Below are 23,320 nucleotides of genomic sequence, written 5' to 3' on the forward strand. Positions count from 1 at the left end.
TCGAAGCCTTGCGCGACGCTTCGACAAGCTCAGCGCGAACGGATTTGCCTTTTCAACCCACGATTCCGCGCGCATGCAGCGCGGCGATCTGCTCGGCGCTCAGGCCGATCTCCCTCAGCACCGCATCCGTGTCCGCCCCCAGCGCCGGCGCGTTGTGCCGGTGGCTCGCCGGCGTGAGCGAGAGCTTGGGCACGAAGCCGGGCACCGCGAGCGCGCTGCCGTCGGGCATTTGCACCTGCTGCAGCATGCCGCGCGCGGCGTAGTGCGGGTCGGCCGCGATGTCGGCGATGGTGTAGATGCGGCCGGCCGGCACGTGGGCGGCATCGAGTGCGGCGAGCACCTCGTCCACGGTGCGCGCGGCCGCCCAGTCGCCGATGGCGGCATCGAGCATTTCGACCTGCGCCACGCGCCCCGCGTTGCCCACCAGCGCCGGATCGGCCGCGAGGTCCGGCCGGCCGATGCACGCCATCAACCGGCGAAAGATGCTGTCGCCATTGCCCGCCACGATCGCGTAGCCGCCGTCCGCGCAGCGGTAGGCATTGGTCGGCGCAATGCCGGGCAGCGCACTGCCCGCCGCCTCCCGCACCGCACCGAACGCGCCGTATTCGGGCAAGAGACTCTCCATGCAGTTGAAGACCGCCTCGTAGAGCGCCACGTCGATCACCTGACCCCTGCCTTTCGGGAATTCGGCGCTCACCGTCGCATGGCGGTGCTGCATCGCCATCAGCACGCCGATCACGCCGTGCAATGAGGCCAGCGTGTCGCCGATCGACACGCCCACGCGCACCGGCACACGGCCGGGCTCGCCGGTGAGGTGGCGCAGCCCGCCCATTGCCTCGGCCACCACGCCGAAGCCCGGGCGGTCGCGGTAGGGGCCGGTCTGGCCGTAGCCGCTGATGCGCAGCATCACCAGGCCCGGGTTGGCGGCCAGCAATTCATCGGGGCCGAGGCCCCAGCCCTCCATCGCGCCGGGGCGGAAGTTCTCGATGAGCACGTCGGCCTCGGCCGCGAGCTGCCGCACGATGGCCTGCGCCTCGGGCTCGCGCAGGTCCAGCGCCAGCGAGCGCTTGTTGCGCGACTGCACCTGCCACCAGACCGAAGTGCCGTCCTTGAGCAGCCGCCAGGTGCGCAGCGGATCGCCCGCACCGGGCGGCTCGATCTTCACCACCTCCGCGCCGAAATCGGCCAGCGTGCGCGCGGCAAAAGGGCCGGCAATCAGTTGTCCGAGCTCGATGACCTTGAGGCCGGCCAGCGGTCCCGCGGCGGTTGGCGTGGCATGGGAAGAAGCGGTGTTCGTCATGGCGCCAGAGTGTGCCGTGCCGCGGCATGCGCCTTGCGGGGCGGGAAAACACCTATGAATTCTTGACACGGCAATTCGGGTCGGTTCTGCGGTGCAGCAATCGCCCGCCAATCGCCCCTCTCCCCCGAGGAGAAACGCCTTTGCTGCAATGCAATGCCCTTGCCCACCGGCTTGCGCGAAGGTTAAAAAAGTATCAACTTCGGACCCTATCTCTGGTTGTTGACGTCCTGGGCGATTCGTAAAGTCCGCCCCACGTTGTCGCATGCCGCCAACCACAACAAGAGACAAAGGAATAGGACCCGCACATGCAGCCTGATCTGGAAATCGTCGAAGTCCGCGGGGACGAATCGTTCACCGCCTGGGCGCACGGCTATCCGTATCGCACGGTGCGCTGGCACTTCCATCCCGAGTACGAGATCCAGCTGATCGTGGAGACGCGGGGCGTGTACTTCGTCGGCGACCACGTCGGCCACTTCGAGCCCGGCAACCTGGTGCTGATGGGCCCCGACCTGCCGCACAATTGGATCAGCGACGTGCCCGCGGGCCAGAGCGTGGAGCGGCGCGGCATCGTGATCCAGTTTCCGGCCGAGCTCGCGAGGAACATGGGCGCGGCCTTCCCCGAGTTCGGGCGCATCGCGCCGCTCCTGGCCGAATCGGGCTCGGGCCTCCTGTTCTCTGCCGAGACCGCCATCGCGGCCAAGCCGATCATGGAGTCGCTGCTCGAAGCGCGCGGGCTGCGCCGCGTGATCCTGCTGCTCTCGCTGCTCGAACTGCTGGTCGACAGCAGCGACCGGCAGCGCCTGGCGAGCCCCGCGTTCAAGCCCGACCCGAAGGCCTTCATGTCGCACGCCATCAACAACGTGCTCGCGCACATCGCAGCCAACCTCGGCGACGAGCTGCGCGAACCCATGCTGGCCGAGCTGGTGGGCCAGAGCCCGAGCGCGTTCTCGCGGTCGTTCCGCAAGCACACGGGCCAGTCGTTCGTGCGCTATGTGAACCGGCTGCGCATCAGCCGCGCCTGCGAGCTGCTCACCAGCAGCGAGAAGCCGGTGCTGGACGTCTGCATGGACGTGGGCTTCAACAACGTCTCGAACTTCAACCGGCAGTTCCTCTTGCACAAGCGCATGCCGCCGACCAAGTTCCGCAACTTCCATCGCATGCAGGCCGCGGCCTCGCGTGCCGCCAGCGCGCCGTAGCCGGCGTTCGCTTTTCGTTCCCCGCGTCGTTACCGGCGCGGCGCACCGGGCGCCGCGTGGGGCACGCCTTTGTCCGCGTTTCTTGCCAGCCAGTCAGTCAGTCAGTCCAACACCCAAGGAGACCGCAACCATGAAGAACCTTCTCAAAGCCACTGCCCTCACCGCCGCCCTCGCCTGCGGCGCCACCGCTGCACAGGCGCAGGCGCCCAAGCAGCCGCTGCGCATCGGCATGACCTTCCAGGAACTGAACAACCCCTACTTCGTGACGATGAAGCAGGCGCTCGAAGAGGCCGCCGCCACCATCGGCGCGACCGTGGTCACCACCGACGCGCGGCACGACGTGGCCAAGCAGATCGGCGACGTGGAAGACATGATCCAGAAGAAGGTCGACATCCTGCTGCTGAACCCGACCGACTCGGCCGGCGTGCAGTCGGCGGTGCGCTCGGCCAAGAAGGCGGGGCTCGTCGTGGTGGCGGTCGATGCGAATGCACAGGGCCCGGTCGACTCCTTCGTCGGCTCCAAGAACACCGACGCCGGCCGCCTGGCCTGCGAGTACCTCGCCAAGAGCATCGGCGAAAAAGGCGACGTGGCGATCCTGGACGGCATTCCGGTCGTGCCGATCCTGGAGCGCGTGAAGGGCTGCCGCGAAGCGCTCGCCAAGTACCCCGGCATCAAGGTGGTGAGCACGCAGAACGGCAAGCAGGAGCGCGCCACCGCGCTCACCGTGACCGAGAACATTCTGCAGGCCAACAAGAACCTGAAGGGCATCTTCAGCGTGAACGACGGCGGCTCGATGGGCGCGCTCGCGGCCATCGACGCCAGCGGCAAGGACGTGAAGCTCACCAGCGTGGACGGCGCGCCCGAAGCCATCAAGGCGATGCAGAAGCAGGGATCGAAATTCATCGCCACCACCGCGCAGTACCCGCGCGACCAGATCCGCCTGGCCATCGGCATCGCGCTCGCCAAGAAGTGGGGCGCCAACGTGCCCGCCGCCGTGCCGGTCGACGTGAAGCTGATCGACGCCGAGGGCGCGAAGACCTTCACCTGGTAACCGGACCAGGTCATGACCTCCGCAGAAGGCGACGAAATGCTCCGGCTGGAAGGCGTGTCCAAGCGCTTTCCGGGCGTGAAGGCACTCTCGGGCATCGATCTCTCGATCCGCAAGGGCGAGGTGCACGCGCTGCTCGGCGAGAACGGCGCGGGCAAGTCGACGCTGATGAAGATCCTGGGCGGTATCTACCAGGCCGACGAGGGCCGCATCTTCATCGACGGCAGCGAGCGCCAGTTCGCGGGCTACAGCGACGCGATCGCGGCGGGCATCGGCATCATCTTCCAGGAGTTCAGCCTCATTCCGTACCTGAACGCGGTGGAAAACATCTTCCTCGGCCGCTACCTGAAGAACCGCCTCGGGCTGATGGACAAGGCGGCGATGAAGCGCTCGGCGCAACAGCTCTTCGACGAGCTGGGCGTGCAGATCGACCTCGGCGTGCCGATCTGCCGGCTCTCGGTGGCGCAGCAGCAGTTCGTGGAGATCGGCAAGGCGCTGTCGCTGAAGGCGCGCTTGCTGGTGCTCGACGAGCCGACCGCCACGCTCACGCCGAACGAGGCCGGGCACCTCTTCAGGATCATGCGCGAGCTGCGTGCGAAGGGCGTGGCGATGATCTTCATCTCGCACCACCTGGACGAGATCTTCGAGGTGTGCGACCGCATCAGCGTGCTGCGCGATGGCGCCAATGCCGGGCATGCCGACGTGGGCGCGACCGACGTGGATGCGCTGGTCGAGATGATGGTGGGCCGCAAGATCGAGCACAACTTTCCGCCGAAGCCGCAGCCCGCGCCGCGCGGACGCAAGGTGCTCGAAGTGCCCGAGATCCAGTTGGCCAAGGGCGGCCCGGTCAACAGCTTCGAGTTGCACGAAGGCGAGATCCTCGGCTTCGCGGGACTCGTGGGCTCGGGCCGCACCGAGCTCGCGCTCGGGATGATGGGCGCCGACCGCGTGCACCGCAAGACCGTGCTGCGCAACGGCAAGCCCGTGCGCCTGAACGACCCGACCGAGGCGCTCGCGAACGGCATCGGCCTCCTGCCCGAGAGCCGCAAGGTCGAGGGGCTGATCACCGACTTCACGATCCGCTTCAACATCTCGATGAACAACCTGGGCAAGCACAAGCGCGCAGGGCTCGTGAGCCAGAAATCGGAAAAGCACTCGGCCGGCGAACTCGCCAGGCGGGTCGGCGTGAAGGCGCCCAGCATCGAGACGCGCGTGGCCACGCTCTCGGGCGGCAACCAGCAGAAGGTGGTGATCGCGCGCTGGCTCGGGCATGCGAGCGAGGTGCTGATCTTCGACGAGCCCACGCGCGGCATCGACGTGGGCGCCAAGGCCGAGATCTACGGCCTGATGCGCGAACTCACGCGCCAGGGCAAAGCCATCGTGATGATTTCGAGCGAGCTGCCCGAGATCGTCGGCATGTGCGACCGCGTCGCCGTGTTCTCGGGCGGCACCATCGTGGCGACGCTGGAGGGCGACTCCATCAACTCGGGCGACATCATGCGCCACGCAACCACAGGGGGTTCGCAATGAATGCCACCGCCAGCCATCCCACGCCGCCGGTTCCCACGGGCGGATTCTTCACCCAGCTGCGCCGCTCGACGGCCTTCCTGCCGCTGGTCGGGCTGATCGCGATCTCGGTCTTCATGATCGTGGCGACCGACAACTTTCTTTCCTGGAGCAACCTGCAGAACATCGCGCTGCAGTCGTCGATCAACGCGATCATCGCGGTGGGCATGACGGCGGCGATCCTCACCGGCGGCATCGACCTCTCGGTGGGCGCGGTGGTGGCGCTGTCGGGCACGCTGGCCTCGGGGATGATGGTGCAGTTCGGGCTGCCGCCGATGCTCGCCGTGCCGCTCGGGCTCGCGGTGGGCGTGGTGATCGGCCTCTTCAACGGCTACTGCGTGGCGTACCTGCGCATGCCGCCGATCATCGTGACGCTGGCCACCATGGGCATCGCGCGCGGCATTGCGCTGATCTACACGGGCGGCTATCCGATCGACGGCTTGCCCGATTCGTTCGCCTTCCTCGGCGGTGGCGTCCTGGCCGGGATCAAGGTGCCGATCCTCATCATGCTGGCGACGTATCTCGTGGCGTACGTGTTGCTGAACATGGCGCCGTTCGGCCGCTACGTGTATGCCATCGGCGGCAATGAAGAAGCGACGCGCCTGTCCGGCGTGCGCGTGTCGCGCTACAAGCTGCTCGTCTATGCGCTGAGCGGTCTTACTGCAGCCATCGCAGGCATCGTGCAGGCGGCGCGCGTCACGAGCGGGCAACCCGGCGTGGGCGTGGGCTTCGAGCTCGATGCGATCGCGGCGGTGGTGATGGGCGGCACGTCCATCGCCGGCGGTCGCGGCGCGATCGTCGGCACGCTGGTCGGTGCGCTGCTGCTCGGCGTGCTGAACAACGGTCTCAACATGATCGGCGTGTCGCCGTATCTGCAATTGATCATCAAGGGCGGCATCGTGCTCCTTGCGATCTTCATCAGCCGCGAAGCCAAACGCTGACGCCTTGCATCGCTCCTTCCCCCTCTGGGGGAAGGCTGGGATGGGGGCAGGCAGAGCGTGCCCAGTGGATACGCCGCTTGCCCCCACCCCCTGCCCTCCCCCAGAGGGGGAGGGAGAGAAACCAAAACCAAACCCAACACCCTCTCTGACCACAAGGAACCCATGTCTTATCAAAAGCTCCAGCCCGGCGCATCGGGCGCCATCGGTGAACTCGCCGCCATGCAGGCCGTCGTGTGCCACGGCCCGAAGGACTACCGGCTCGAAACTGTCGCCATGCCCGTCATCGGCCGGAACGAACTGCTGATCTCCATCGCCGCCTGCGGCATCTGCGCCTCCGACTGCAAGTGCCACTCGGGTGCGAAGATGTTCTGGGGCGGCGACGGCCAGCCCTCGTGGGTGAAGGCGCCCGTGATTCCGGGCCATGAATTCTTCGGCTACGTCGAGGCGCTCGGCGAAGGCGCGGCCGAACACTTCGGCGTGGAGAAAGGCGATCGCGTGATCGCCGAGCAGATCGTGCCCTGCGGCAAGTGCCGCTTCTGCACCTCCGGCAAATACTGGATGTGCGAGGTGCACAACATCTTCGGCTTCCAGCGCATCGTGGCCGATGGCGGCATGGCCGACTACATGCGGCTGCCGCCGACCTCGCGCGTGCACAAGATCCCCGACGGCATCTCGCTGGAAGACGCGGCCATCATCGAGCCGCTCTCGTGCGCGATCCACACGGTGAACCGCGGCGACATCCAGTTCGATGATGTGGTGGTGATCGCGGGCGCCGGCCCGCTGGGCCTGATGATGGTGCAGGCTGCGCGCCTGAAAACACCGAAGAAGCTCGTCGTGATCGACCTCGTGCCCGAGCGCCTCGCGCTTGCCAAGCAGTTCGGCGCGGACGTGACGATCAACCCGAAGACCGAGAACGCCGATGCCATCGTCAAGGGCCTGACCGAGGGCTACGGCTGCGACGTGTACATCGAGACCACCGGCGCGCCCATCGGCGTGACACAGGGGCTGGAGATGATCCGCAAGCTCGGCCGCTTCGTCGAGTTCAGCGTGTTCGGATCGGAGACGAGCGCGGACTGGTCGATCATCGGCGACCGCAAGGAGCTCGACGTGCGCGGCGCGCACCTGGGGCCGTACTGCTACCCGATCGCGATCGACCTGCTGGCGCGCGGGCTCGTCACCTCCAAGGGCATCGTGACGCACGACTTTCCGCTCACCGAATGGGAGTGCGCGTTCGCGCTGGCCAACTCGCTCGACTCGATCAAGGTGCTGCTCAGGCCGCAGCCCCCGTCGCGGAACGCGGCGTCATGAAGTACGTCATCGGCGTCGACATCGGCACGCAGAGCACCAAGTGCCTGCTGGTCGGCATCGACGGCAAGGTGCATGCGCACAGCAGCGTGGCATACCAGCCCGAGACGCCGAAACCGCTGTGGGCGCAGCAGGATTGCACGGTGTGGTTCGATGCGGTGTGCGAGAGCGTGCGCGCCTGCGTGGCCAAGAGCGGCATCGCGCCCGCGGACATCGCCGCGATGTGCGTGAGCAGCCTCTACGGCGGTGCAGGCATCCCGGTCGACGAGGCCATGCAGCCGCTGCACCCGTGCCTCATCTGGATGGACCGCCGCGCCACCGCCGAGGTCGATGCGGTGAACGCGACGGTCGACGTGGCGCGGCTGCAGGCGATCACCGGCAACGGCGTGGACAGCTACTACGGCTTCACCAAGATGCTGTGGATTCGCGAGCACCTGCCCGAGGTGTGGGCGAAGACGCGCTGGTTCCTGCCGCCCAACAGCTACATCAACTGGCGGCTGACCGGCGAGCTCGCGGTCGATCACAGCTCGGCCGGCAACATCGGCGGCGTGTACGACGCGGCGCAGCGCCGCTGGTCGTTCGAAGCGCTCGGCATGCTGGGCATTCCGGCGCGCATGATGCCGCCGCGCCTGGTCGAATCGAGCGACGTGGTCGGCGGCCTTGGTGCCGAATGGGCCGCGAAGCTCGGCCTCGCCGAGGGCATGCCGCTGATGGCTGGCGGCGTCGATGCGGCGGTGGCCACGTTCTGCGCGGGCGTCACCGGCAGCGGCGACCACGTCGCGATGATCGGCACCAGCATGTGCTGGGGCTTCGTGAGCCCGACGGTGGACGCGCGCCACCAGCTCATCACGATGCCGCACGTCTACCGCGGCGCGGACCGAAGCTATGTGTTCGGCGGCGCGATCACCGCGGGCGCGGCCATCACCTGGTTTCGCGACACCTTCTGCCAGGCCGAAGTGGCCGAGGCCGCGCGCACCGGCGAAGACGCGCATGCGCTGATCGAGCGCAACGCCGTCGACGTGCCGCCCGGCGCCGAGGGCCTGGTCTTCCTGCCCTACCTGATGGGCGAGCGCAGCCCCATCTGGGACGCCCAGGCCAAAGGCGCGTTCATCGGCCTCTCGCTCGCGCACAGCCGCGCGCACCTCTACCGCGCGGTGCTCGAAGGCGTGAGCTTCGCGCTGCAGCACAACATCGAGGCCGGCCGGCAAAGCGGCCAGCCGCTGGACGACCGCCTCATCGTGGTCGGCGGCGCTGCGCATTCGGACCTCTGGATGCAGATCGTCGCGGACATCACGGGCTACCCGGTGTTCACCATCCAGGAAGAGGTCGAGGCCGCCCTCGGTGCGGCGATGCTCGCGGCGCTCGGCGCGGGGCTGGTCGATGCGGCGACGGCGGAGCGCGGCTGGGTCACGCTGGTGGAACGCGCGCGGCCCGAGCCCGCGGCGCAGGCGGTGTATCGCGAGCGTTTCGACATCTACAAATCCCTCTACCCCGCATTGCGCGACGCGATGCACCGACTGACATGACGACCTCCTTCGACTTCTCCGGCCGGCGCGCATTCGTGACCGGCGCAAGCAGCGGCATCGGCCGCGCGGTGGCGGTGCGGCTCGCGCAATCGGGCGCGTCGGTGACGGCCGTCGGGCGCAACGCGGCGGCGCTCGATGCACTGCAGGCAGAGGCCGGCTGCACGCCGCTCATGATCGACGTAGGCGACGCAACTGCGTTGGAACGCGCGCTCGCACCACTGCCAGCGTTCGACCTGGTGGTGAACTGCGCCGGCATCGCGTTGCTCGAATCCGCGCTCGACCTGCAGGCCGAGAGCTTCGATGCCGTGATGGCCGTCAACGCGCGCGCCGCGGCGCTGGTCGCTTCGCGCTGCGGCAAGGCGATGATCGCGGCCGGCCTGCGCGGCAGCATCGTCAACGTGTCGAGCCAGGCCGCGCTGGTCGCGCTCGATGCGCATCTTTGCTACTGCGCATCGAAGGCCGCGATGGACGCGATCACGCGCTCGTTGTGCCTCGAATTCGGGCCGCACGGCATTCGCGTGAACAGCGTGAACCCCACCGTCACGCTCACGCCGATGGCCGAAGCGGCCTGGGCCGATCCGGCCAAGAGCGCAGCGGCCTTGAGGAACATTCCGATGGGACGGTTTGCAGAGGTCCAGGAGGTGGTCTCACCGATCCTCTTCCTGCTGTCCGATGGTGCGTCGATGGTCAGCGGCGTGGCGCTGCCGGTCGACGGGGGCTACACGATCGTGTGAGCCGCCCCGGGTTCAGGCGAAGCGCGTGCCGCCGTTCGGAGAATCGAGCAGCGCATCGAGGTTGCGCGAGATCTTCTGCTCGATCTGCTCGCTGAAGCTGCTGAACAAAAAGCCCAGCGTGGCTTCGAGCTTGAAGGTATCGGCGGTCACCTCGACCGTGCCGCCGATGCCGGGGCGGCTGAACTGCGCGACGTCGCAGGTCTTGCCTTCGGTGTAGGTGCACTCCAGGCCGTAGTCCTCTTCGACCTGCTGCACCCATTGGCGCGCGACTTCGCGGGCGCCGGCAATGCCCAGCGTGTGGTTTCTCTCGATATGGATGTCAGGCACCGTGATCTCCGTTGTTGTTGTCGCTGGAATGGGTTTGCAGGATGCCCGTGGCGGCCTGCAAGGCACTCCGGCGTTCTTCCATGGTCGGCAGCGCGGCGATGCGCCGGACCTCAGTGTAGAAGCGCGGCCAGTCGCGGCCCTCGTGCGCGAACAGCGCCTCGAAAGCCGGCACCAGGTCGTCGTAGGCACCCTGCGCACCGAAGGCCGCGTTGTTGGCGCGCGCCACCCAGCCATCGTAGGCGCCCTGGCGCGGGCCGGGCCAGCCTTTCTTCAGCTCGGCATAGCGCGCGCGGAAGTCGGCCATCGCGGCCTTCTTCATCGCCTCGACCGCGGGCCAGTCCTTGGCCTTGGCCTCGGGCGACTCGTACACCTGCGTGAGCGCGCGGCGCGTGTTGAGGGCGAGCGCGCGGAATTCCTGGCGCTGGCCGTCGAACTGCGCGTACTCGCGGCGCGCGGTCTCGCCGGCTTCGCTCTGCAGCCACATCCCGCCGCCGATGCGCTCGACCGCGGTGGCATACGACTCGTTGAACACCGTGTCGCCCGGCACGTACAGCACCTGGTGCGCGAGTTCATGGAAAACGATGCGCGCGAGTTCGCCCTCGGGATAGCCGATGAAGGTGGAGAGCAGTGGATCGCCGCCGGCCCAGTTCATCCAGCCGAGCGTGGAGTACGCGGGCACGGGGTACACGGCCACTTCGAGGTCGAGCGCGCGCTGCGCCTCGGCTTCAGCCTTGGCCGCGTCCTCGCTGTAGTAGCCGCGGTAGCCCACGCAGCCGGCCACCGGGAAGCACCAGCTCTTGAGCGTGAGCGAATACGGCGGCGCGGCCACCACGTTCCACACGGCCGCGGGGCGGTGCAGGTCGGCGTACGACTTGTAGCTGGCGTTGTCGGGCAGGCCGAGCTCGGCCGAGGCGAAGCGGCGGATGCGCTGGGTGAGTTCGAGCTTGGCCTTCAGCGGCGCCGAGGTGGCCGGGTCCGCGAGCCATTCGGGCACGGGCTTGGCGGCCTGCATGATGCCGATGTGGCCCCTGGCGGATTGCCAGTAGTAGCCCAGGTCCGCGCAGCCCGTGAGGCACAGGGCGCCGGCCAGTGTCAGTACCGGGAGCGCCCTCACAAGCGTTCGACTTCGACGAGGCAGTCGTAGAAGGTGGGGCCGCGGCCGATGTCGGTCAGCCGCTGGCTCGTGAGCTGGTTGACGTTGGTGCCGTCGCCGCCGAACTTGCGCCACCAGATGCCCATGCCATGCACCACGCCCTGGCGCGCGCGGCGCGAGACCTCGGCGCGGCAGCGGTGCTCGCCGCGCTGGTTGAACACGCGCACCATCGCGCCGTCCTCGATGCCGCGCGCGGCGGCGTCGGCCGCGTGGATTTCCAGCAGCGGCTCGACCTCGATGGCGCGCAGGCTGGTCACGTTGACGAACGTCGAGTTCAGGAAATTGCGCGCGGGCGGCGAGATCATCGCGAGCGGGAATTCGCTCGAGCTGCCGGCCGGCTCCCAGTTGGGCACGTGGTCGGGCAGGCCGTCCATGCCCATGGCCTGCAGGCGCGAGCTGAAGAATTCGCAGCGGCCCGAAGGCGTGGGGAATTTGCCTTCGGCAAAAGGTGCCTCGGGCAGCTTCACGGTCGTGAAGCCCTGGGTCAGCATCTGTGCGTAGTCGATGGCGTTCTCGGCGAAGGCGGTACGGCACAGCGCCTGGTCGTCTTCCGAGAAGCAGGGCTCCTCGAAGCCCATGCGGCGCGCCAACTCACGGAACACCCAGGCGTTGCTGCGGGCCTCGCCGCGCGGCGCGACCGCGGGGCGGTTCAGCAGCACGTCGGTGTGGCCGTAGCTGCAGTGGATGTCCCAGTGCTCCAGCTGCGTGGTGGCGGGCAGGAGGTAGTCGGCGTAGTCGGCGGTGTCGGTGCGGAACTGCTCCAGCACCACGGTGAAGAGGTCTTCGCGCGCGAAGCCCGCGACCACCTTGGCCGAATCGGGCGCCACCGCCACGGGGTTGCTGTTGTAGACCACGATGGCCTTCACCGGCCTGGCTTCGTCGAGCAGCGCATCGCCGATGGTGCTCATGTTGATGGTGCGCGGCCGGCGGCCTTCGAGCAGGTCGGGGCGCTGCAGCGCGGCGCGATCGACCGGAAAGTGGCCCGAACTGCTCAGCAGCACCCCGCCGGCCCGGTCGCGCCACGCGCCCACGAGCGCCGGCAGGCAGGCGACCGCGCGGGCCGCGTTGCCGCCGCCGCGCACGCGCTGCATGCCGTAGTTCAGGCGGATGGCCGCGGGCTTCGTGGTGCCGTAGGCCTCGGCCAGCGCCACGATCTGCGCTTCGGGGATGCCGCAGACTTCGGCCGCGCGCGAGGGCGGCCATTGCAGCGCGCGCTCGCGCAATTGCTCCCAGCCCAGCGTGTGGTTGGCGATGTAGTCGTGGTCGAGCCAGTCATGCACGATCAGCTCGTGCATCAGCGCCAGGGCCAGCGCCGCGTCGGTGCCGGGCAGGAGCGCGATGTGCTCGTCGCACTTGTCCGCGGTCTCGGTCTTGCGCGGGTCGATGCACACCAGCCGCGCGCCCGCGCGCTTGGCCGCCTGGGCGTGGCGCCAGAAATGCAGGTTGCTGGCAATCGAGTTGCTGCCCCAGATGAGGATCAGCTTGGCCTCGGCGAAGAACTCGATCCGCATGCCGACCTTGCCGCCGAGCGTGTGGACCATCGCCTCGCCGCCGGCCATCGAGCAGATGGTGCGATCCAGCAGCGACGCGCCCAGCTTGTGAAAGAAGCGCCGGTCCATCGACTCGCCCTGCACCAGGCCCATGGTGCCCGCATAACTGTAGGGGAGAATTGTTTCCGGATCGCCCCGCAATGACCGAAGATGGGCGGCGATGTCGTCCAGTGCGGCTTCCCACGACACCGGCTCGAACTGGCCGCTGCCCTTGGGGCCGACGCGCTTCATGGGCTGCACCAGCCGTTCGGCATGGTCGTTGCGTTCGATGTAGCGCGACACCTTGGTGCAGAGCACGCCGCCGGTGTGCGAATGGGCGGCATTGCCCTGCAGCTTCACGGCCACGCCGTCGCGGACGGTGGTGACCAGCGCGCAGGTGTCGGGGCAATCGTGCGGGCAGGCGCCCAGCACGGTGGTGGTCGGGGTGGTCGGTGGAGCGGAAGTCGTTGCTTCCAGGGAGTCCGGTGCGTGGGGCATCGGGCAAGTCTAATTTGAGTGCGGGAAAACGCGCAGCGGGCGCAGAGGGGGAATTTCACAATGGTGAATCGCAGGCATTTTTCTTTGACCGTCGGCGCCGCCGCCACGCTGGGTAGCTTCCGGATCGCGCAGGCGCAGACCGAAGCGCCCCTGGTGCTGGGCCAGTCCGCGCCTTTCACCGGCCCGGCCGCGCAGCTGGGCATCCAGTTCCATCAGGGCGCCAAGGTGTTCCTGGACTCCTACAACGCGCAGCCCGGCCGCCGCAACGTGGTGATCAAGAACCTGGACGATGGCTACGAGCCCGACCGCTGCGCCGCCAACACGCAAAAACTGATCGAGGAGGAGGTGTTCGCCCTCTTCGGCTACATCGGCACGCCGACCAGCCTGGCCGCGCTGCCGCTGGCGGTGAAGGACAAGGTGCCGTTCATCGCGCCGTTCACGGGGGCGATGTCGCTGCGGGAGCCTTTCCACAAGAACGTGTTCCACCTGCGCGCCTCGTACAACGACGAGACGGCGCTGATGGTCAAGCAGCTCACCCACCTGGGCCTGAAGAAGATCGCGGTCTTCTACCAGAACGACGCCTACGGCAAGGCCGGCCTGGACGGCGTGACGCTGGCGCTGTCGCAGCTGGACCTCAAGCCGGTCGCCATGGCCACGGTGGAGCGCAATTCGGCCGACGTGGCGCAGGCGGTGAAGGCCATCGTGGGCGCGCGGCCCGACGCGGTGGTGCAGGTGGGCGCGTACAAGGCCTGCGCGGCGTTCATCCGCGAGGCGCGCAAGGCGAGCTACGGCGGCACGTTCATCAACCTGTCCTTCGTCGGCACCCAGGCGCTGGCGGACGAACTCGGCAAGGAAGCCGCGGGCGTGATGGTGACGCAGGTGGTGCCCTCGCCCTATAACCCTGCCAACGCGATCACGCGCGAATTCGTCGATGCGGTGCGCAAGGCCGGCGGCGGAGCCAGCGCGAACTTCTCGAGCATGGAGGGCTATCTCGCCGCGAAGGTGCTGACCGAGGGGCTGCGCAAGGCGTCGGGCAAGATCACGCGCGACAGCCTGGTCGCAGGGCTGGAGAGCATCGACCGACAGCAGTTCGGGGGCTTCGAGGTGTCGTTCTCGGCGAAGAACCACGTGGGGTCGAAGTTCGTCGAGTTGTCGATGCTGACGGGCGACGGACGGGTCCGGACCTAGTTTTGGGCGCTCTTGTTCAGGGCGCGTGCGCAGGGCACCGGGCGATCAGCCACCGCGCTGAAACGATCGCGCCGATGGGGTGCCTTGCGCAGCGAAATAAAGGAGGAGGCCGCAGGCCGGGGGACATTCGCGGAGCAAGGCACCCCGTCGGCGCGATCGTTGCCCTGGACAGCCGCTTCAGCCGCTCAGCCCGTCCACGGCCTGGAACATCGCCTGCCGCGCCTGGCTGACGATCTGCCCGCGCCAGGCATCGGTGTCCGTATAGAACGCCTCGACCATCCGCGCACGGATGCCATCGGCCAGGTCGGCCGGCGCGTCCGGGTGCTTGTGCAGCCAGTGGTCGGCGCGCAGGGCACCGGTCACTTCCAGGATCGGCAGCGTGCCGTATTCGAGCGCGATGCCGGTGTATTCGGCCTGCGGGCATTCTTCGTACACCGAGTCCCACATCAGCCCGCGCAGCAGCGCCGAAGTCGATGACCCGTCGTAGATCGAGGTGACGGGCGCCGCCGGCGTGCCCCACCAGGCGTTCGCGCGGGCATAGGCGACCTTGTCGTCCTTGCCTGCATAGATGCGCTCGCCGAGACCGTTCGGGCCGAGCCCCGTGTGCAGGTCGATCCAGGCGATGCGCCTGGCGCTGCCCGCATGGCGGCGCAACACGCCGCGGATGGTCTTGTTGCTCCAGGTGGGCGCCTTGCCGCCGAAGAAGAGGCCGTCGTCGAACTGGTACTGGCCGCTGGTGACGGCCGCCTGGTAGGCGGTGGCGCCGTGTTTCTCGATCCACTTCTCAACGGCCGCCTGGTTCTCGGGCGTGGGCGGCCAGGTGTCGGGCAGCAGCAGCGGGTGCAGCTTGGCGTAGGGCTCGTTGACCGGTGCCGGCTGCGAGAAATCGATGAAGTTGCGGTTCAGGTCGACGTTCTCGTGCGTCACGCGCCGGCCGTACGAAAAACCGTGCGGGTTGAGCGCATGCACGTAGAGCACCGCCACGCCCTGCGCCTTGGCCTTGTCGCGCCACTCGGCATCGTGCAGCGCAAACACCTGCACGCCGCTGCCGCAATGGCCCTCGACGCCGTGGCAGGCGCTGGAGACGACCAGCAGGCGCTCGGCGTTCGCATCGCCGTCGAGCGCCACGTCCATCGAGAGGTCTTCGCCGTCGCGGCCCTTGAGCGGATGCGCATGCGGCTGCACGGTGAGGCCCGCGCTCACACAGCCTTGCAGGAATTTCTGGCGCGCCTGGGCATAGCGCGGCGAAAAGGCCTCGCCGATGCCGATCATGAGACGTTGCCGCCGGGCTTGTTCAGGAACTGCTCGGCGATCTGCACCCAGCAGGTGGCGCCCAGCGGGATCAGGTCGTCGTTGAAGTCGTAGCTCGCGTTGTGCAGCGTGCACGGGCCTTCGCCGTGGTGCACGTCGCGGTGCGCGCCGTCGCCGTTGCCGATGAAGGCGTAGGCGCCGGGCTTGGCCTGCAGCATGAAGGCGAAGTCTTCCGAAGTCATGGCGGCCTCCTGCTTCAACACGTTCTCGGGGCCGACGATGCCGCCCATCACGCCGCGCGCGAAGTTGGCTTCGGCCTCGGTGTTGACGGTGGGCGGGTAGTAGCGATCGAAGCGGAAGTCGCAGGTGGCGTCGTGCGCGGCGCAGATGTGCTCGGCGACCTGCTTCATCTTGGCCTCGATCATGTCGAGCACCTCGAGCGAGAAGGTGCGCACCGTGCCCGACAGCTCGCAGTTGTCGGGAATCACGTTGTTGGTTTCGCCCGCATGGATGGTGGTGACCGAGATCACGGCCGAATCGGTCGGCTTCATCTTGCGGGTGAGGATGGTCTGGAAGGCCTGCACGATCTCGCAGGCGATCGGCACCGGGTCGATGCCCGTCTGCGGGAGCGCGGCGTGGCCGCCCTTGCCGATCACGTTGACGTGGAACTTGTTGCCCGAGGCCATCACCGGGCCGGGGCTCACGGCGAACTGGCCGGCCTTCATGCCGGGCCAGTTGTGCATGCCGAAGACGGCGTCCATGGGGAACTGCTCGAACAGCCCTTCCTTGATCATTTCGCGGGCGCCGCCGCCGCCCTCTTCGGCCGGCTGGAAGATCAGGTAGACGGTGCCGTCGAAATTGCGGTTCTTGGACAGGTGCTGGGCGGCTGCGAGCAGCATCGCGGTGTGGCCGTCGTGGCCGCAGGCGTGCATCTTGCCGTGGTGCTTGCTGGCGTGTTCGAAGGTGTTGAGCTCGGTGACGGGCAGTGCGTCCATGTCGGCGCGAAGGCCCACGGCGCGGTTGCTGGTGCCGTTCTTGACGATGCCCACGACGCCGGTGGTGCCCAGGCCCCGGTGGATGGGAATGCCCCATTCGGTGAGCTTGCCTGCCACCACGTCGGCGGTGCGGACTTCCTGGAAGCAGAGTTCAGGGTGGGCGTGGAGGTCACGCCGGACGGCGGCGATGCCGGCCGCCTGCGTGACGAGCGAATCGATGAGTTTCATAGGACACAGTCTAGGCTTTGCGGAATGCGCCGCAAAGACCGTGCCGGGCAAACCCTCAGCGGCCGAGGCTCTTCAGATAATCGGCGCGCGCGGCCAGCGCCGTGTCGGTGAAGTCGGTGAACACGCCGTCCACGCCGAGCTTGTAATAGATCGCGTACTCGTTCTTGCCGTCCTTGTTGTAGTCGGCCGCCAGGCGGCGCGACTCGTTGCGGAAGGTGAAGGGGTGCACGAACAGGCCCGCCTTGTGCGCGTCGGCGATCAGCGTGGTGGGCGAGACCGAGGTGGCGTCGGCGTCGTTGATCTTGCCGTCCTTGTTCACGTCGATGGGCTTGCCATCGGGGCCGATGCTGCCCTTGATGCTCACGATGTAGCGCTTCCACGGGCCGATGCCGTCGGCGTAGGTCTTGATCTCGGCCAGGCCCGCGGGCGTGACCATGGCGTCGAAGTTGCGCTTGTCGCCGGCCTTGGTCCAGTCGTAGGGGCGATCGCTCGGCACGGCGAAGGTCACGATGCCGGTCTTCAGGTCGACACTGTCGCCGTCGATCAGCTGGATGATCTTCGTGTTCAGGCCCTTGCTTTTCATGTACTTCAGGCTGCCGGGCTCGAAGGACTGCACGTAGATGGGCGCGGTCTTGCTGTTCCAGCCGGCGGCCGTGATGGCGGCGATCATCTTGTCTTCCAGCGGCAGGCCGAGCTCGCGGAAGTAGGTCGGGTTCTTCGACTCGGGATAGATCGCGATGGTGCGGCCGGTTTCCTTGGACTTGGCCTTGGCGAAATCGATGATCTCCTGGAAGGTCGGGATCTTGAACTTGCCGTTGTATTCCTGCGCGCGCTCGGCATCGGTCGAGATGCCGCCCAGCGTCTTGATCTCGGCCAGCGTGAAGTCGTTGCTGAACCAGCCGGTCTGGGTTTCACCGTCGACCTTGATGGTCTTCTTGCGCGAGGCGAAGCGGGCGTGTTTGGCCACGTCGGTGCTGATGGCCAGGTTGGGGTCGTGGCGGGCGATGAGCACGCCGTCCTTGGTGGAGACCAGGTCCATCTCGATCACGTCGGCGCCGAGCTCGATGGCGCGCGTGTAGGCCTCCAGCGTTTCCTCGGGCAGATAGCCCGATGCACCGCGGTGCGCGATGACCAGCGGCGGGTTGCCGTCCAGCGTCAGCAGCTTGTTGGAGGGGGCGGCCGGGCCGGTGTTGCTGCAGGCCGCAACGCACAGGGCGGCGGTCGCGGTGAGGGCGATCTGAAGAGTGCGCATGGTCTTTTTTTCCATCCAAAAGAGGCGCAGGGTACCCGCTCCGCATGACAGTCGGAGCAACCGCGGACGCGGGGCATCGACTTCTTGGACAATCTGTTGCATGCCCCATACGCTTTCCCCCCAAAGCCTCGCGCTGGCCCAGTCGCTGGTGCGCATGAACACCGTCAGCGAGAACAGCAACCTGCAGCTGATCGACCTCGCGCAAAGCCATCTCGCCGCCCTCGGCGTGAAGAGCCGCATCACCTACAACGCCGAGCGCACCAAAGCGAACCTGTTCGCCACGCTGGGCGAAGGCAAGCCGGCCGGCGTGATCATTTCGGGGCACACCGATACGGTGCCCTGGGACGGGCAGGACTGGAGCGTCGACCCGCTCTCCGCCACCGTGCAGAACGAACGCCTCTACGGCCGCGGCTCGGCCGACATGAAGAGCTTCATTGCCATCGCGCTCTCCAACGCCAGGCGGTTTCTTGAAAGCGACTCGCCCTTCGCGGTGCACTTCGCCTTCAGCTACGAGGAAGAAATCGGCTGCTTCGGCGTGAAGGAACTCATCACCGACATGCGCGACGCAGGCATCAAGCCGCTCGCCTGCATCGTGGGCGAGCCCACCAGCATGGTGCCGGCCATCGCCCACAAGGGCGTGTACCGCTACAAGTGCTGCGTGCGCGGCAAGGAAGCGCATTCGTCGCTCACGCCCAAGTCGGTCAATGCCATCGAGATGGCCGCGCGCGTGATCGGCAAGGTGCGCGACATGGCAGAGGACTTCGAGCGCAGCGAGCCCCACTACGAAGGCTTCGACGTGCCCTTCAGCACCGCGAGCGTGGGCCAGTTCCACGGCGGCATCGCCGACAACGTGGTGCCGCGCGACGCGGAGTTCCGCTACGAATTCCGCGACCTGCCCACGGCCGACGCCAAGCGCATGCAGTCCGACGTGCTGGCCTATGCCGCGAGCATCGAGCCCGCGATGAAGAAGGTGGCGCCCGATGCGGGCTTCAGGTTCGAAACCATCTGCGAGATCCCCAGCTTCCTCGGCGCGGCCGGCGATCCGGTCACGCTGCTCGCGCAGCGCCTGGCGGGCGAGGACCGCACCACCTTGGTGGCCTTCGGCACCGAAGCGGGCCTGTTCAAGAACGCCGGCATCCCCACGGTGGTGTGCGGCCCCGGCAGCATCGAGCAGGCGCACCAGCCCGACGAGTTCGTGAGCCTCGAACAACTCGCGCGCTGCGAGCTGTTCATGGAGCGCCTCGCCACTTCGCACACCATTGGCTGAAGACCAGAGCAGCATCGCGCTGCAGCGCATGAAGCGCGTCGCGCTCGGCCTGCTGTGCGCGGCGGCACTGCTCTATGCGGTGGCCAGTGCGCTGCATGCGCAGCATCCGGCCTGGGGCTACGTGGCCGCTTTCGCCGAGGCCGCGATGGTCGGCGCGATTGCCGACTGGTTCGCGGTGGTGGCGCTGTTCCGCCATCCGCTGGGCCTGCCGATTCCGCACACCGCGATCATCCCGAGCAACAAGGACCGCATCGGCGCCAAGCTCGCGGGCTTCATCTGCAACAACTTCCTGAGCACCGAACAGGTGCTCGCCAAGCTGCGCGAGTTCGACACCGCAAGCCGCATCGCCGACTGGCTCGCGCGGCCGGCGAGCGGCCAGAAGCTGGGCGAATGGGGCGTGGCGGCCACGCGCTACGGGCTCACCGCCTTCGACGACGACCGGGTGCGCGACTTCATGGGCCGCGCCGCCGCGGCGGGTCTCGCCAAGATCGACCTCTCGCGCCTGACCGGCCAGGCGCTCGATGCGCTCACCGCGGGCGGCCGCCACCAGGCGCTGCTGGACGACGTGCTGCAGCAGGTGGCGGGTCTCCTGGAAGGCGACGAGGTGCAGGCGCACATCACCGAAGCGATCGCGCGCGAGATCAAGACGCTGCGCTACGTGGGCCTGGACCAGGTGGCGGCCAAGCTCGCCACGCGCAAGATCGTCGCGGCGGTCGCGCACACCATCGGCGAGCTCGCGGCCGAGCCGGACCACCCGATGCGCAAGCGCTTCGACCACTTCGTCGACGACTTCGTGGTGCGGCTGAAACTCGACCCCGAGTTCCAGCAGCGCGGCGAGCAGATCCGCGCCGAGCTGATGGCGCATCCGGCGCTGGGCGACTACCTGCACGGGCTCTGGGGCGAACTGCTCGCGTGGCTGGACGGCGACCTGCGCCGCAGCGATTCGACGATCCGCCAGCGCATCGCGTCGATGGCCGGCGCGCTGGGTACGCGGCTGCAGGCCGACGAGGCCATCCGCCACTGGATCAACGAACAGATCGAGGCCGCCGCGCCGCTGGCCATCGAGCGCTACCGCGAGGACATCCGCCGCTACATCGAGGAGCGCGTGGGCGAGTGGAACGCCCAGGAGATGACCAATGAGCTCGAACGCCACATCGGGCGCGACCTGCAGTTCATCCGCATCAACGGCACGCTGGTGGGGGGGCTCGTGGGTCTCCTGATCCACACCGTCACCCAGTTGCTGCGCGGGTAATCCGCAGCGGACAAAAGTCCGCATGTCCCGGGAAAGACCGCGCCGCCACCCCTTCCTCCTTCTAGACTGCGCGCGCATTCACAAGAAGGAGAAGAAGACATGCCCCGTCGCCCGTTCCGCGCCGCAGCCGCGCTGATCGCCACGCTCGCCCTGCTGGGTGCCTGCAGCACGGTCGCACCGCCTGCGCCCACGCCCGTGCCTGCGCCCTCGCCGGCACCCGCAGCGGCGCTTCCGCCCCTCACCACCCGGCCGGCCTCTTGGGCCGCGCCCGAGGCGCTGGTGCCGCCGTCGTCGTTCTCGGGCGTGCACGGCCTGGCCATCGATGCCAAGGGCCGGCTGCTCGCGGGCTCGGTGCTCGGCAACACGCTGTGGGAGGTCGACCGCACCACCGGCGCGGCCAAGGTGCTGATCGACGCCCCCGAAGGCCAGGCCGACGACATCGCGGTCGGTCCACAGGGCGAACTGGCCTGGACCAACTACCTCATGGGCGTGCTGCGCTACCGCGAGAGCGACGCCGCGCCGATGCGCGTGCTCGCCAAGGACCTGCCCGGCCTGAACTCGCTCGACTTCGACCGCCAGAGCGGCAAGCTCTACGCCTCGCAGGTGTTCCTGGGCGATGCACTCTGGGAAATCGACCGCACCGGCCAGAAGCCGCCGCGGCTCATCAAGAAGGACATGGGCGGCTTCAACGGCTTCGAGGTCGGGCCCGACGGCATGCTCTACGGGCCGCTGTGGTTCAAGGGCCAGGTCGTGAAGATCGATCCGGCGAACGGCCACATGACCGTGATCGCGGACGGCTTCAAGATCCCGGCCGCGGCCAATCTGGACGGCAAGGGCAACCTCTGGGTGGTCGATGCGCGCAGCGGCGAACTGGTGCGGGTGGAGTTGGCGACCGGTCACAAGACCGTCGCCAAGCAGCTCCGGCCCTCGCTCGACAACTTGGCCATCGCGCCGGACGGCACGATCTACGTGTCGAACATGGCGAACAACGAGGTGCAGGCCTTCAACCCCGCCACCGGCGACCTGCGCACCCTCACCAGCGGCAAGGTGGCGGTGCCCGCGGGCCTGAAGATCGACGGCAACGACCTCTGGGTGGCCGACGTCTTCGGCTTCCGGCGGGTGGATGTGCGCACCGGCGAAGTGCGCGACGTGTTCCGCATGCAGCGGGAGCCCGAGCTCGACTATCCCTTCTCGGTCGGCCTGTCGCCCCGACTCTTCGCGCTGGCCTCGTGGTTCACCGGCACGGTCCAGCTGGTCGACCGGCAGACGCTCAAGACCGTGGAAACCATCCACGGCCTGAAGGCCCCGTTCGACGCGATCCCGATGCCCGACGGCAGCGTGATCTACGCCGAGCTCGCCACCGGCAGCATCACGCGCGCCAGCGGGCCGAAGTTTGCAGAAAAGTCAGTGCTTGCTAGCGGCCTGAATGGCCCGGTGCAGATGGTCATCGGCCAGGACGGTGCGCTCTACGTCACCGAGGCCGCCGGCAAGCTGCTGCGCATTCCGCTGGACGCCAGCGCGCCGCTGCGCACCATCGTCGAGGGCCTCGCGCTGCCCGAGGGCGTGGCGCAAACGCCGTGGGGCACTTTCGTCGTGGCCGAGAGCGCGGCGCGGCGGCTGGTGGAGATCGATCCGGCCAGCGGAACCCGCCGCACCATCGCCGACAACCTGCCGATCGGTCTCGCGCCCGGGCCCGGCCTGCCGCCGCCCTACGTGGTCACGGGCGTGGCCGTGGGCCGCGACGGCACCGTTTACGTGAGCGCCGACCGCAACAATGCGATATATCGAATTCGCCCTGTAAGGTAGGGTAACGATAAGTACAGATTTCGATTTACTTTTAAAAACAAATATTACAAACTGGCCGGGACGCCGCAAGGTGCCCCGATCACATCCGGTTTTCGAGGGTTGCCGGGCGTTTCTCTGAAAGGAAAAAACGCATGACTCCCCTCGTCGTAGGCCAGTTGCTGTCGCCCGAGTACTCCTTGGGGCTGGTGGCGCTTTCATTCCTCATCTCGTTCGCGGGATCGCTGGTGGCGTTGATCTGCGCGGGGCGCATGGTCGGCGCGGACGGCAAGCCCAACCTGGCCGTCGTGGCCTGCGCCGCGGTGGCGCTGGGCGGCATCGGCATCTGGTCGATGCATTTCATCGGCATGCTGGCCTACCGGCTCCCGGTGGGCATCTCGTACAACATGCCGCTGACGATCGTGTCGCTGGTGGCGGCCATCCTGATCTCCGGCATCGCCCTCTACCTGGCCGGCGGCCGGAGCAAGTTCAGCAAGCCCGGCTGGCTGGCCGGCAGCCTCCTGGCCGGGCTCGGCGTGTGCGTGATGCACTACATGGGCATGTTCGCGATGAACATGCGCGCCTCGATGGAGTTCGACCTGGGCACCGTCGCGCTGTCGGTGGTGATCGCCATCACCGCCGCCGCGGCCGCCCTGTGGCTGGCGTTCAACCTGCGCAAGCTCAGCCACCAGATCGCCGCCGCCGCGGTGATGGGCGTGGCCGTCTGCACGATGCACTACGTGGGCATGAGCGCCGCCAGCATGATCTGCACGGCCGCGGCGCCGACCGACGCGCTCGCCATCGGTGGCAGCTACATGGGCCTGTCGGTTTTCGGCACGGCCGGCGCGGTGCTGATCTTCATCTACTGGGTGGTCACCGGCAGCAGCCTGGATGCCCCCACGGCGCCGCATCGCGCCCGCACCAGCTAGTTGGCGCAAGCGGGCGGAAAGCCCGCCCCCTACAGTCTGTGCAGAGCGAAAAA

At 67.8% G+C, this 23,320-nt stretch carries 19 protein-coding genes; 12 read left to right on the forward strand and 7 right to left on the reverse strand.

Going from position 1 to position 23,320, the window contains the following annotated elements; translation table 11 throughout:
* Nucleotides 1–52 precede the first annotated feature (52 nt).
* Nucleotides 53–1,300 (reverse strand): CaiB/BaiF CoA transferase family protein, encoded by a 1,248-nt coding sequence (locus tag BM133_RS26620; RefSeq protein ID WP_093440652.1) that lies wholly within the window; start codon nt 1,298–1,300, stop codon nt 53–55.
* 305 nt (nt 1,301–1,605) lie between these two features.
* Here BM133_RS26620 and BM133_RS26625 point away from each other — a divergent pair, with 305 nt between their 5' ends.
* The 7 genes from BM133_RS26625 (at nt 1,606) to BM133_RS26655 (ending at nt 9,616) form a co-directional block, all read left to right on the forward strand.
* A complete protein-coding gene (locus tag BM133_RS26625) occupies nt 1,606–2,496 on the forward strand; it encodes a helix-turn-helix domain-containing protein (protein ID WP_093440655.1) in 891 nt (296 codons plus the stop codon).
* A gap of 130 nt (nt 2,497–2,626) precedes the next feature.
* Nucleotides 2,627–3,547 (forward strand): ABC transporter substrate-binding protein, encoded by a 921-nt coding sequence (locus BM133_RS26630; RefSeq protein WP_093440657.1) that lies wholly within the window; start codon nt 2,627–2,629, stop codon nt 3,545–3,547.
* Nucleotides 3,548–3,559: 12 nt separating this feature from the next.
* Complete coding sequence (locus tag BM133_RS26635; RefSeq protein WP_093440660.1) at nt 3,560–5,074, forward strand: sugar ABC transporter ATP-binding protein; 1,515 nt, start codon at nt 3,560–3,562, stop codon at nt 5,072–5,074.
* A complete protein-coding gene (locus tag BM133_RS26640) occupies nt 5,071–6,051 on the forward strand; it encodes an ABC transporter permease (RefSeq protein WP_093440662.1) in 981 nt (326 codons plus the stop codon). The genes BM133_RS26635 and BM133_RS26640 overlap by 4 nt, the downstream gene beginning before the upstream one ends.
* A 162-nt stretch (nt 6,052–6,213) precedes the next feature.
* Nucleotides 6,214–7,359 carry an alcohol dehydrogenase catalytic domain-containing protein gene (locus BM133_RS26645; protein ID WP_093440664.1) on the forward strand — a complete coding sequence of 382 codons (1,146 nt, stop codon included), beginning with the start codon at nt 6,214–6,216 and terminating at the stop codon, nt 7,357–7,359.
* Nucleotides 7,356–8,882, forward strand: a complete 1,527-nt coding sequence (locus BM133_RS26650) for an FGGY-family carbohydrate kinase (protein ID WP_093440667.1) — start codon at nt 7,356–7,358, stop codon at nt 8,880–8,882. The genes BM133_RS26645 and BM133_RS26650 overlap by 4 nt, the downstream gene beginning before the upstream one ends.
* A complete protein-coding gene (locus tag BM133_RS26655) occupies nt 8,879–9,616 on the forward strand; it encodes an SDR family oxidoreductase (protein WP_093440669.1) in 738 nt (245 codons plus the stop codon). Before BM133_RS26650 ends, BM133_RS26655 begins: the two co-directional genes overlap by 4 nt.
* A gap of 12 nt (nt 9,617–9,628) precedes the next feature.
* Here the strand turns inward: BM133_RS26655 and BM133_RS26660 are convergent, their stop codons facing one another.
* The 3 genes from BM133_RS26660 to BM133_RS26670 are packed head-to-tail and all read right to left on the reverse strand — an operon-like array spanning nt 9,629 to nt 13,123.
* Nucleotides 9,629–9,943: a polyhydroxyalkanoic acid system family protein gene (locus BM133_RS26660; protein WP_093440672.1), complete on the reverse strand. Its 315-nt coding sequence runs from the start codon at nt 9,941–9,943 to the stop codon at nt 9,629–9,631.
* Nucleotides 9,936–11,057, reverse strand: coding sequence for an aminopeptidase (locus tag BM133_RS26665; RefSeq protein WP_093440674.1), 1,122 nt, complete (start codon nt 11,055–11,057; stop codon nt 9,936–9,938). Before BM133_RS26665 ends, BM133_RS26660 begins: the two co-directional genes overlap by 8 nt.
* The gene (locus BM133_RS26670) at nt 11,054–13,123 is read right to left on the reverse strand and encodes a molybdopterin-containing oxidoreductase family protein (protein WP_093440678.1); all 2,070 of its coding nucleotides are present in this window, start codon (nt 13,121–13,123) and stop codon (nt 11,054–11,056) included. The genes BM133_RS26665 and BM133_RS26670 overlap by 4 nt, the downstream gene beginning before the upstream one ends.
* 60 nt (nt 13,124–13,183) lie before the next feature.
* Here BM133_RS26670 and BM133_RS26675 point away from each other — a divergent pair, with 60 nt between their 5' ends.
* Nucleotides 13,184–14,311 (forward strand): ABC transporter substrate-binding protein, encoded by a 1,128-nt coding sequence (locus BM133_RS26675; RefSeq protein WP_093440681.1) that lies wholly within the window; start codon nt 13,184–13,186, stop codon nt 14,309–14,311.
* A 177-nt stretch (nt 14,312–14,488) separates the two neighbouring features.
* Here the strand turns inward: BM133_RS26675 and BM133_RS26680 are convergent, their stop codons facing one another.
* Genes BM133_RS26680 through BM133_RS26690 form a run of 3 tightly spaced genes read right to left on the reverse strand, consistent with a single transcriptional unit; the run spans nt 14,489 to nt 18,037 of the window.
* Complete coding sequence (locus tag BM133_RS26680; protein ID WP_093440683.1) at nt 14,489–15,583, reverse strand: M14 family metallopeptidase; 1,095 nt, start codon at nt 15,581–15,583, stop codon at nt 14,489–14,491.
* Complete coding sequence (locus BM133_RS26685; protein ID WP_093440686.1) at nt 15,580–16,785, reverse strand: M20 aminoacylase family protein; 1,206 nt, start codon at nt 16,783–16,785, stop codon at nt 15,580–15,582. The genes BM133_RS26680 and BM133_RS26685 overlap by 4 nt, the downstream gene beginning before the upstream one ends.
* A gap of 55 nt (nt 16,786–16,840) precedes the next feature.
* Complete coding sequence (locus BM133_RS26690; RefSeq protein WP_093441241.1) at nt 16,841–18,037, reverse strand: glycerophosphodiester phosphodiesterase; 1,197 nt, start codon at nt 18,035–18,037, stop codon at nt 16,841–16,843.
* Nucleotides 18,038–18,137: 100 nt separating this feature from the next.
* Here BM133_RS26690 and argE point away from each other — a divergent pair, with 100 nt between their 5' ends.
* From argE to BM133_RS26710, 4 genes are all read left to right on the forward strand, one after another.
* Nucleotides 18,138–19,304 carry an acetylornithine deacetylase gene (gene argE / locus BM133_RS26695; RefSeq protein ID WP_093440688.1) on the forward strand — a complete coding sequence of 389 codons (1,167 nt, stop codon included), beginning with the start codon at nt 18,138–18,140 and terminating at the stop codon, nt 19,302–19,304.
* Nucleotides 19,297–20,556 (forward strand): DUF445 domain-containing protein, encoded by a 1,260-nt coding sequence (locus BM133_RS26700; RefSeq protein ID WP_256219366.1) that lies wholly within the window; start codon nt 19,297–19,299, stop codon nt 20,554–20,556. The genes argE and BM133_RS26700 overlap by 8 nt, the downstream gene beginning before the upstream one ends.
* Before the next feature lie 99 nt (nt 20,557–20,655).
* Nucleotides 20,656–22,362, forward strand: a complete 1,707-nt coding sequence (locus tag BM133_RS26705) for an NHL repeat-containing protein (RefSeq protein WP_093440691.1) — start codon at nt 20,656–20,658, stop codon at nt 22,360–22,362.
* 131 nt (nt 22,363–22,493) lie between these two features.
* Nucleotides 22,494–23,267, forward strand: coding sequence for an MHYT domain-containing protein (locus BM133_RS26710; protein WP_093440693.1), 774 nt, complete (start codon nt 22,494–22,496; stop codon nt 23,265–23,267).
* Nucleotides 23,268–23,320: the final 53 nt, after the last annotated feature.

The organism is Variovorax sp. 770b2, assembly GCF_900115685.1.
Taxonomy (GTDB): domain Bacteria; phylum Pseudomonadota; class Gammaproteobacteria; order Burkholderiales; family Burkholderiaceae_C; genus Variovorax.

What these genes read in the sequence shown, in the direction of transcription:
- BM133_RS26685 (WP_093440686.1), bottom strand. Translation starts at nt 16,785, where the DNA reads ATGAAACTCATCGATTCGCTCGTCACGCAGGCGGCCGGCATCGCCGCC.
- BM133_RS26710 (WP_093440693.1), top strand. Translation starts at nt 22,494, where the DNA reads ATGACTCCCCTCGTCGTAGGCCAGTTGCTGTCGCCCGAGTACTCCTTG.
- BM133_RS26675 (WP_093440681.1), top strand. Translation starts at nt 13,184, where the DNA reads ATGGTGAATCGCAGGCATTTTTCTTTGACCGTCGGCGCCGCCGCCACG.
- BM133_RS26620 (WP_093440652.1), bottom strand. Translation starts at nt 1,300, where the DNA reads ATGACGAACACCGCTTCTTCCCATGCCACGCCAACCGCCGCGGGACCG.
- BM133_RS26635 (WP_093440660.1), top strand. Translation starts at nt 3,560, where the DNA reads ATGACCTCCGCAGAAGGCGACGAAATGCTCCGGCTGGAAGGCGTGTCC.
- argE (WP_093440688.1), top strand. Translation starts at nt 18,138, where the DNA reads ATGCCCCATACGCTTTCCCCCCAAAGCCTCGCGCTGGCCCAGTCGCTG.
- BM133_RS26705 (WP_093440691.1), top strand. Translation starts at nt 20,656, where the DNA reads ATGCCCCGTCGCCCGTTCCGCGCCGCAGCCGCGCTGATCGCCACGCTC.
- BM133_RS26670 (WP_093440678.1), bottom strand. Translation starts at nt 13,123, where the DNA reads ATGCCCCACGCACCGGACTCCCTGGAAGCAACGACTTCCGCTCCACCG.
- BM133_RS26625 (WP_093440655.1), top strand. Translation starts at nt 1,606, where the DNA reads ATGCAGCCTGATCTGGAAATCGTCGAAGTCCGCGGGGACGAATCGTTC.
- BM133_RS26640 (WP_093440662.1), top strand. Translation starts at nt 5,071, where the DNA reads ATGAATGCCACCGCCAGCCATCCCACGCCGCCGGTTCCCACGGGCGGA.
- BM133_RS26630 (WP_093440657.1), top strand. Translation starts at nt 2,627, where the DNA reads ATGAAGAACCTTCTCAAAGCCACTGCCCTCACCGCCGCCCTCGCCTGC.
- BM133_RS26655 (WP_093440669.1), top strand. Translation starts at nt 8,879, where the DNA reads ATGACGACCTCCTTCGACTTCTCCGGCCGGCGCGCATTCGTGACCGGC.
- BM133_RS26645 (WP_093440664.1), top strand. Translation starts at nt 6,214, where the DNA reads ATGTCTTATCAAAAGCTCCAGCCCGGCGCATCGGGCGCCATCGGTGAA.
- BM133_RS26650 (WP_093440667.1), top strand. Translation starts at nt 7,356, where the DNA reads ATGAAGTACGTCATCGGCGTCGACATCGGCACGCAGAGCACCAAGTGC.
- BM133_RS26690 (WP_093441241.1), bottom strand. Translation starts at nt 18,037, where the DNA reads ATGCGCACTCTTCAGATCGCCCTCACCGCGACCGCCGCCCTGTGCGTT.
- BM133_RS26680 (WP_093440683.1), bottom strand. Translation starts at nt 15,583, where the DNA reads ATGATCGGCATCGGCGAGGCCTTTTCGCCGCGCTATGCCCAGGCGCGC.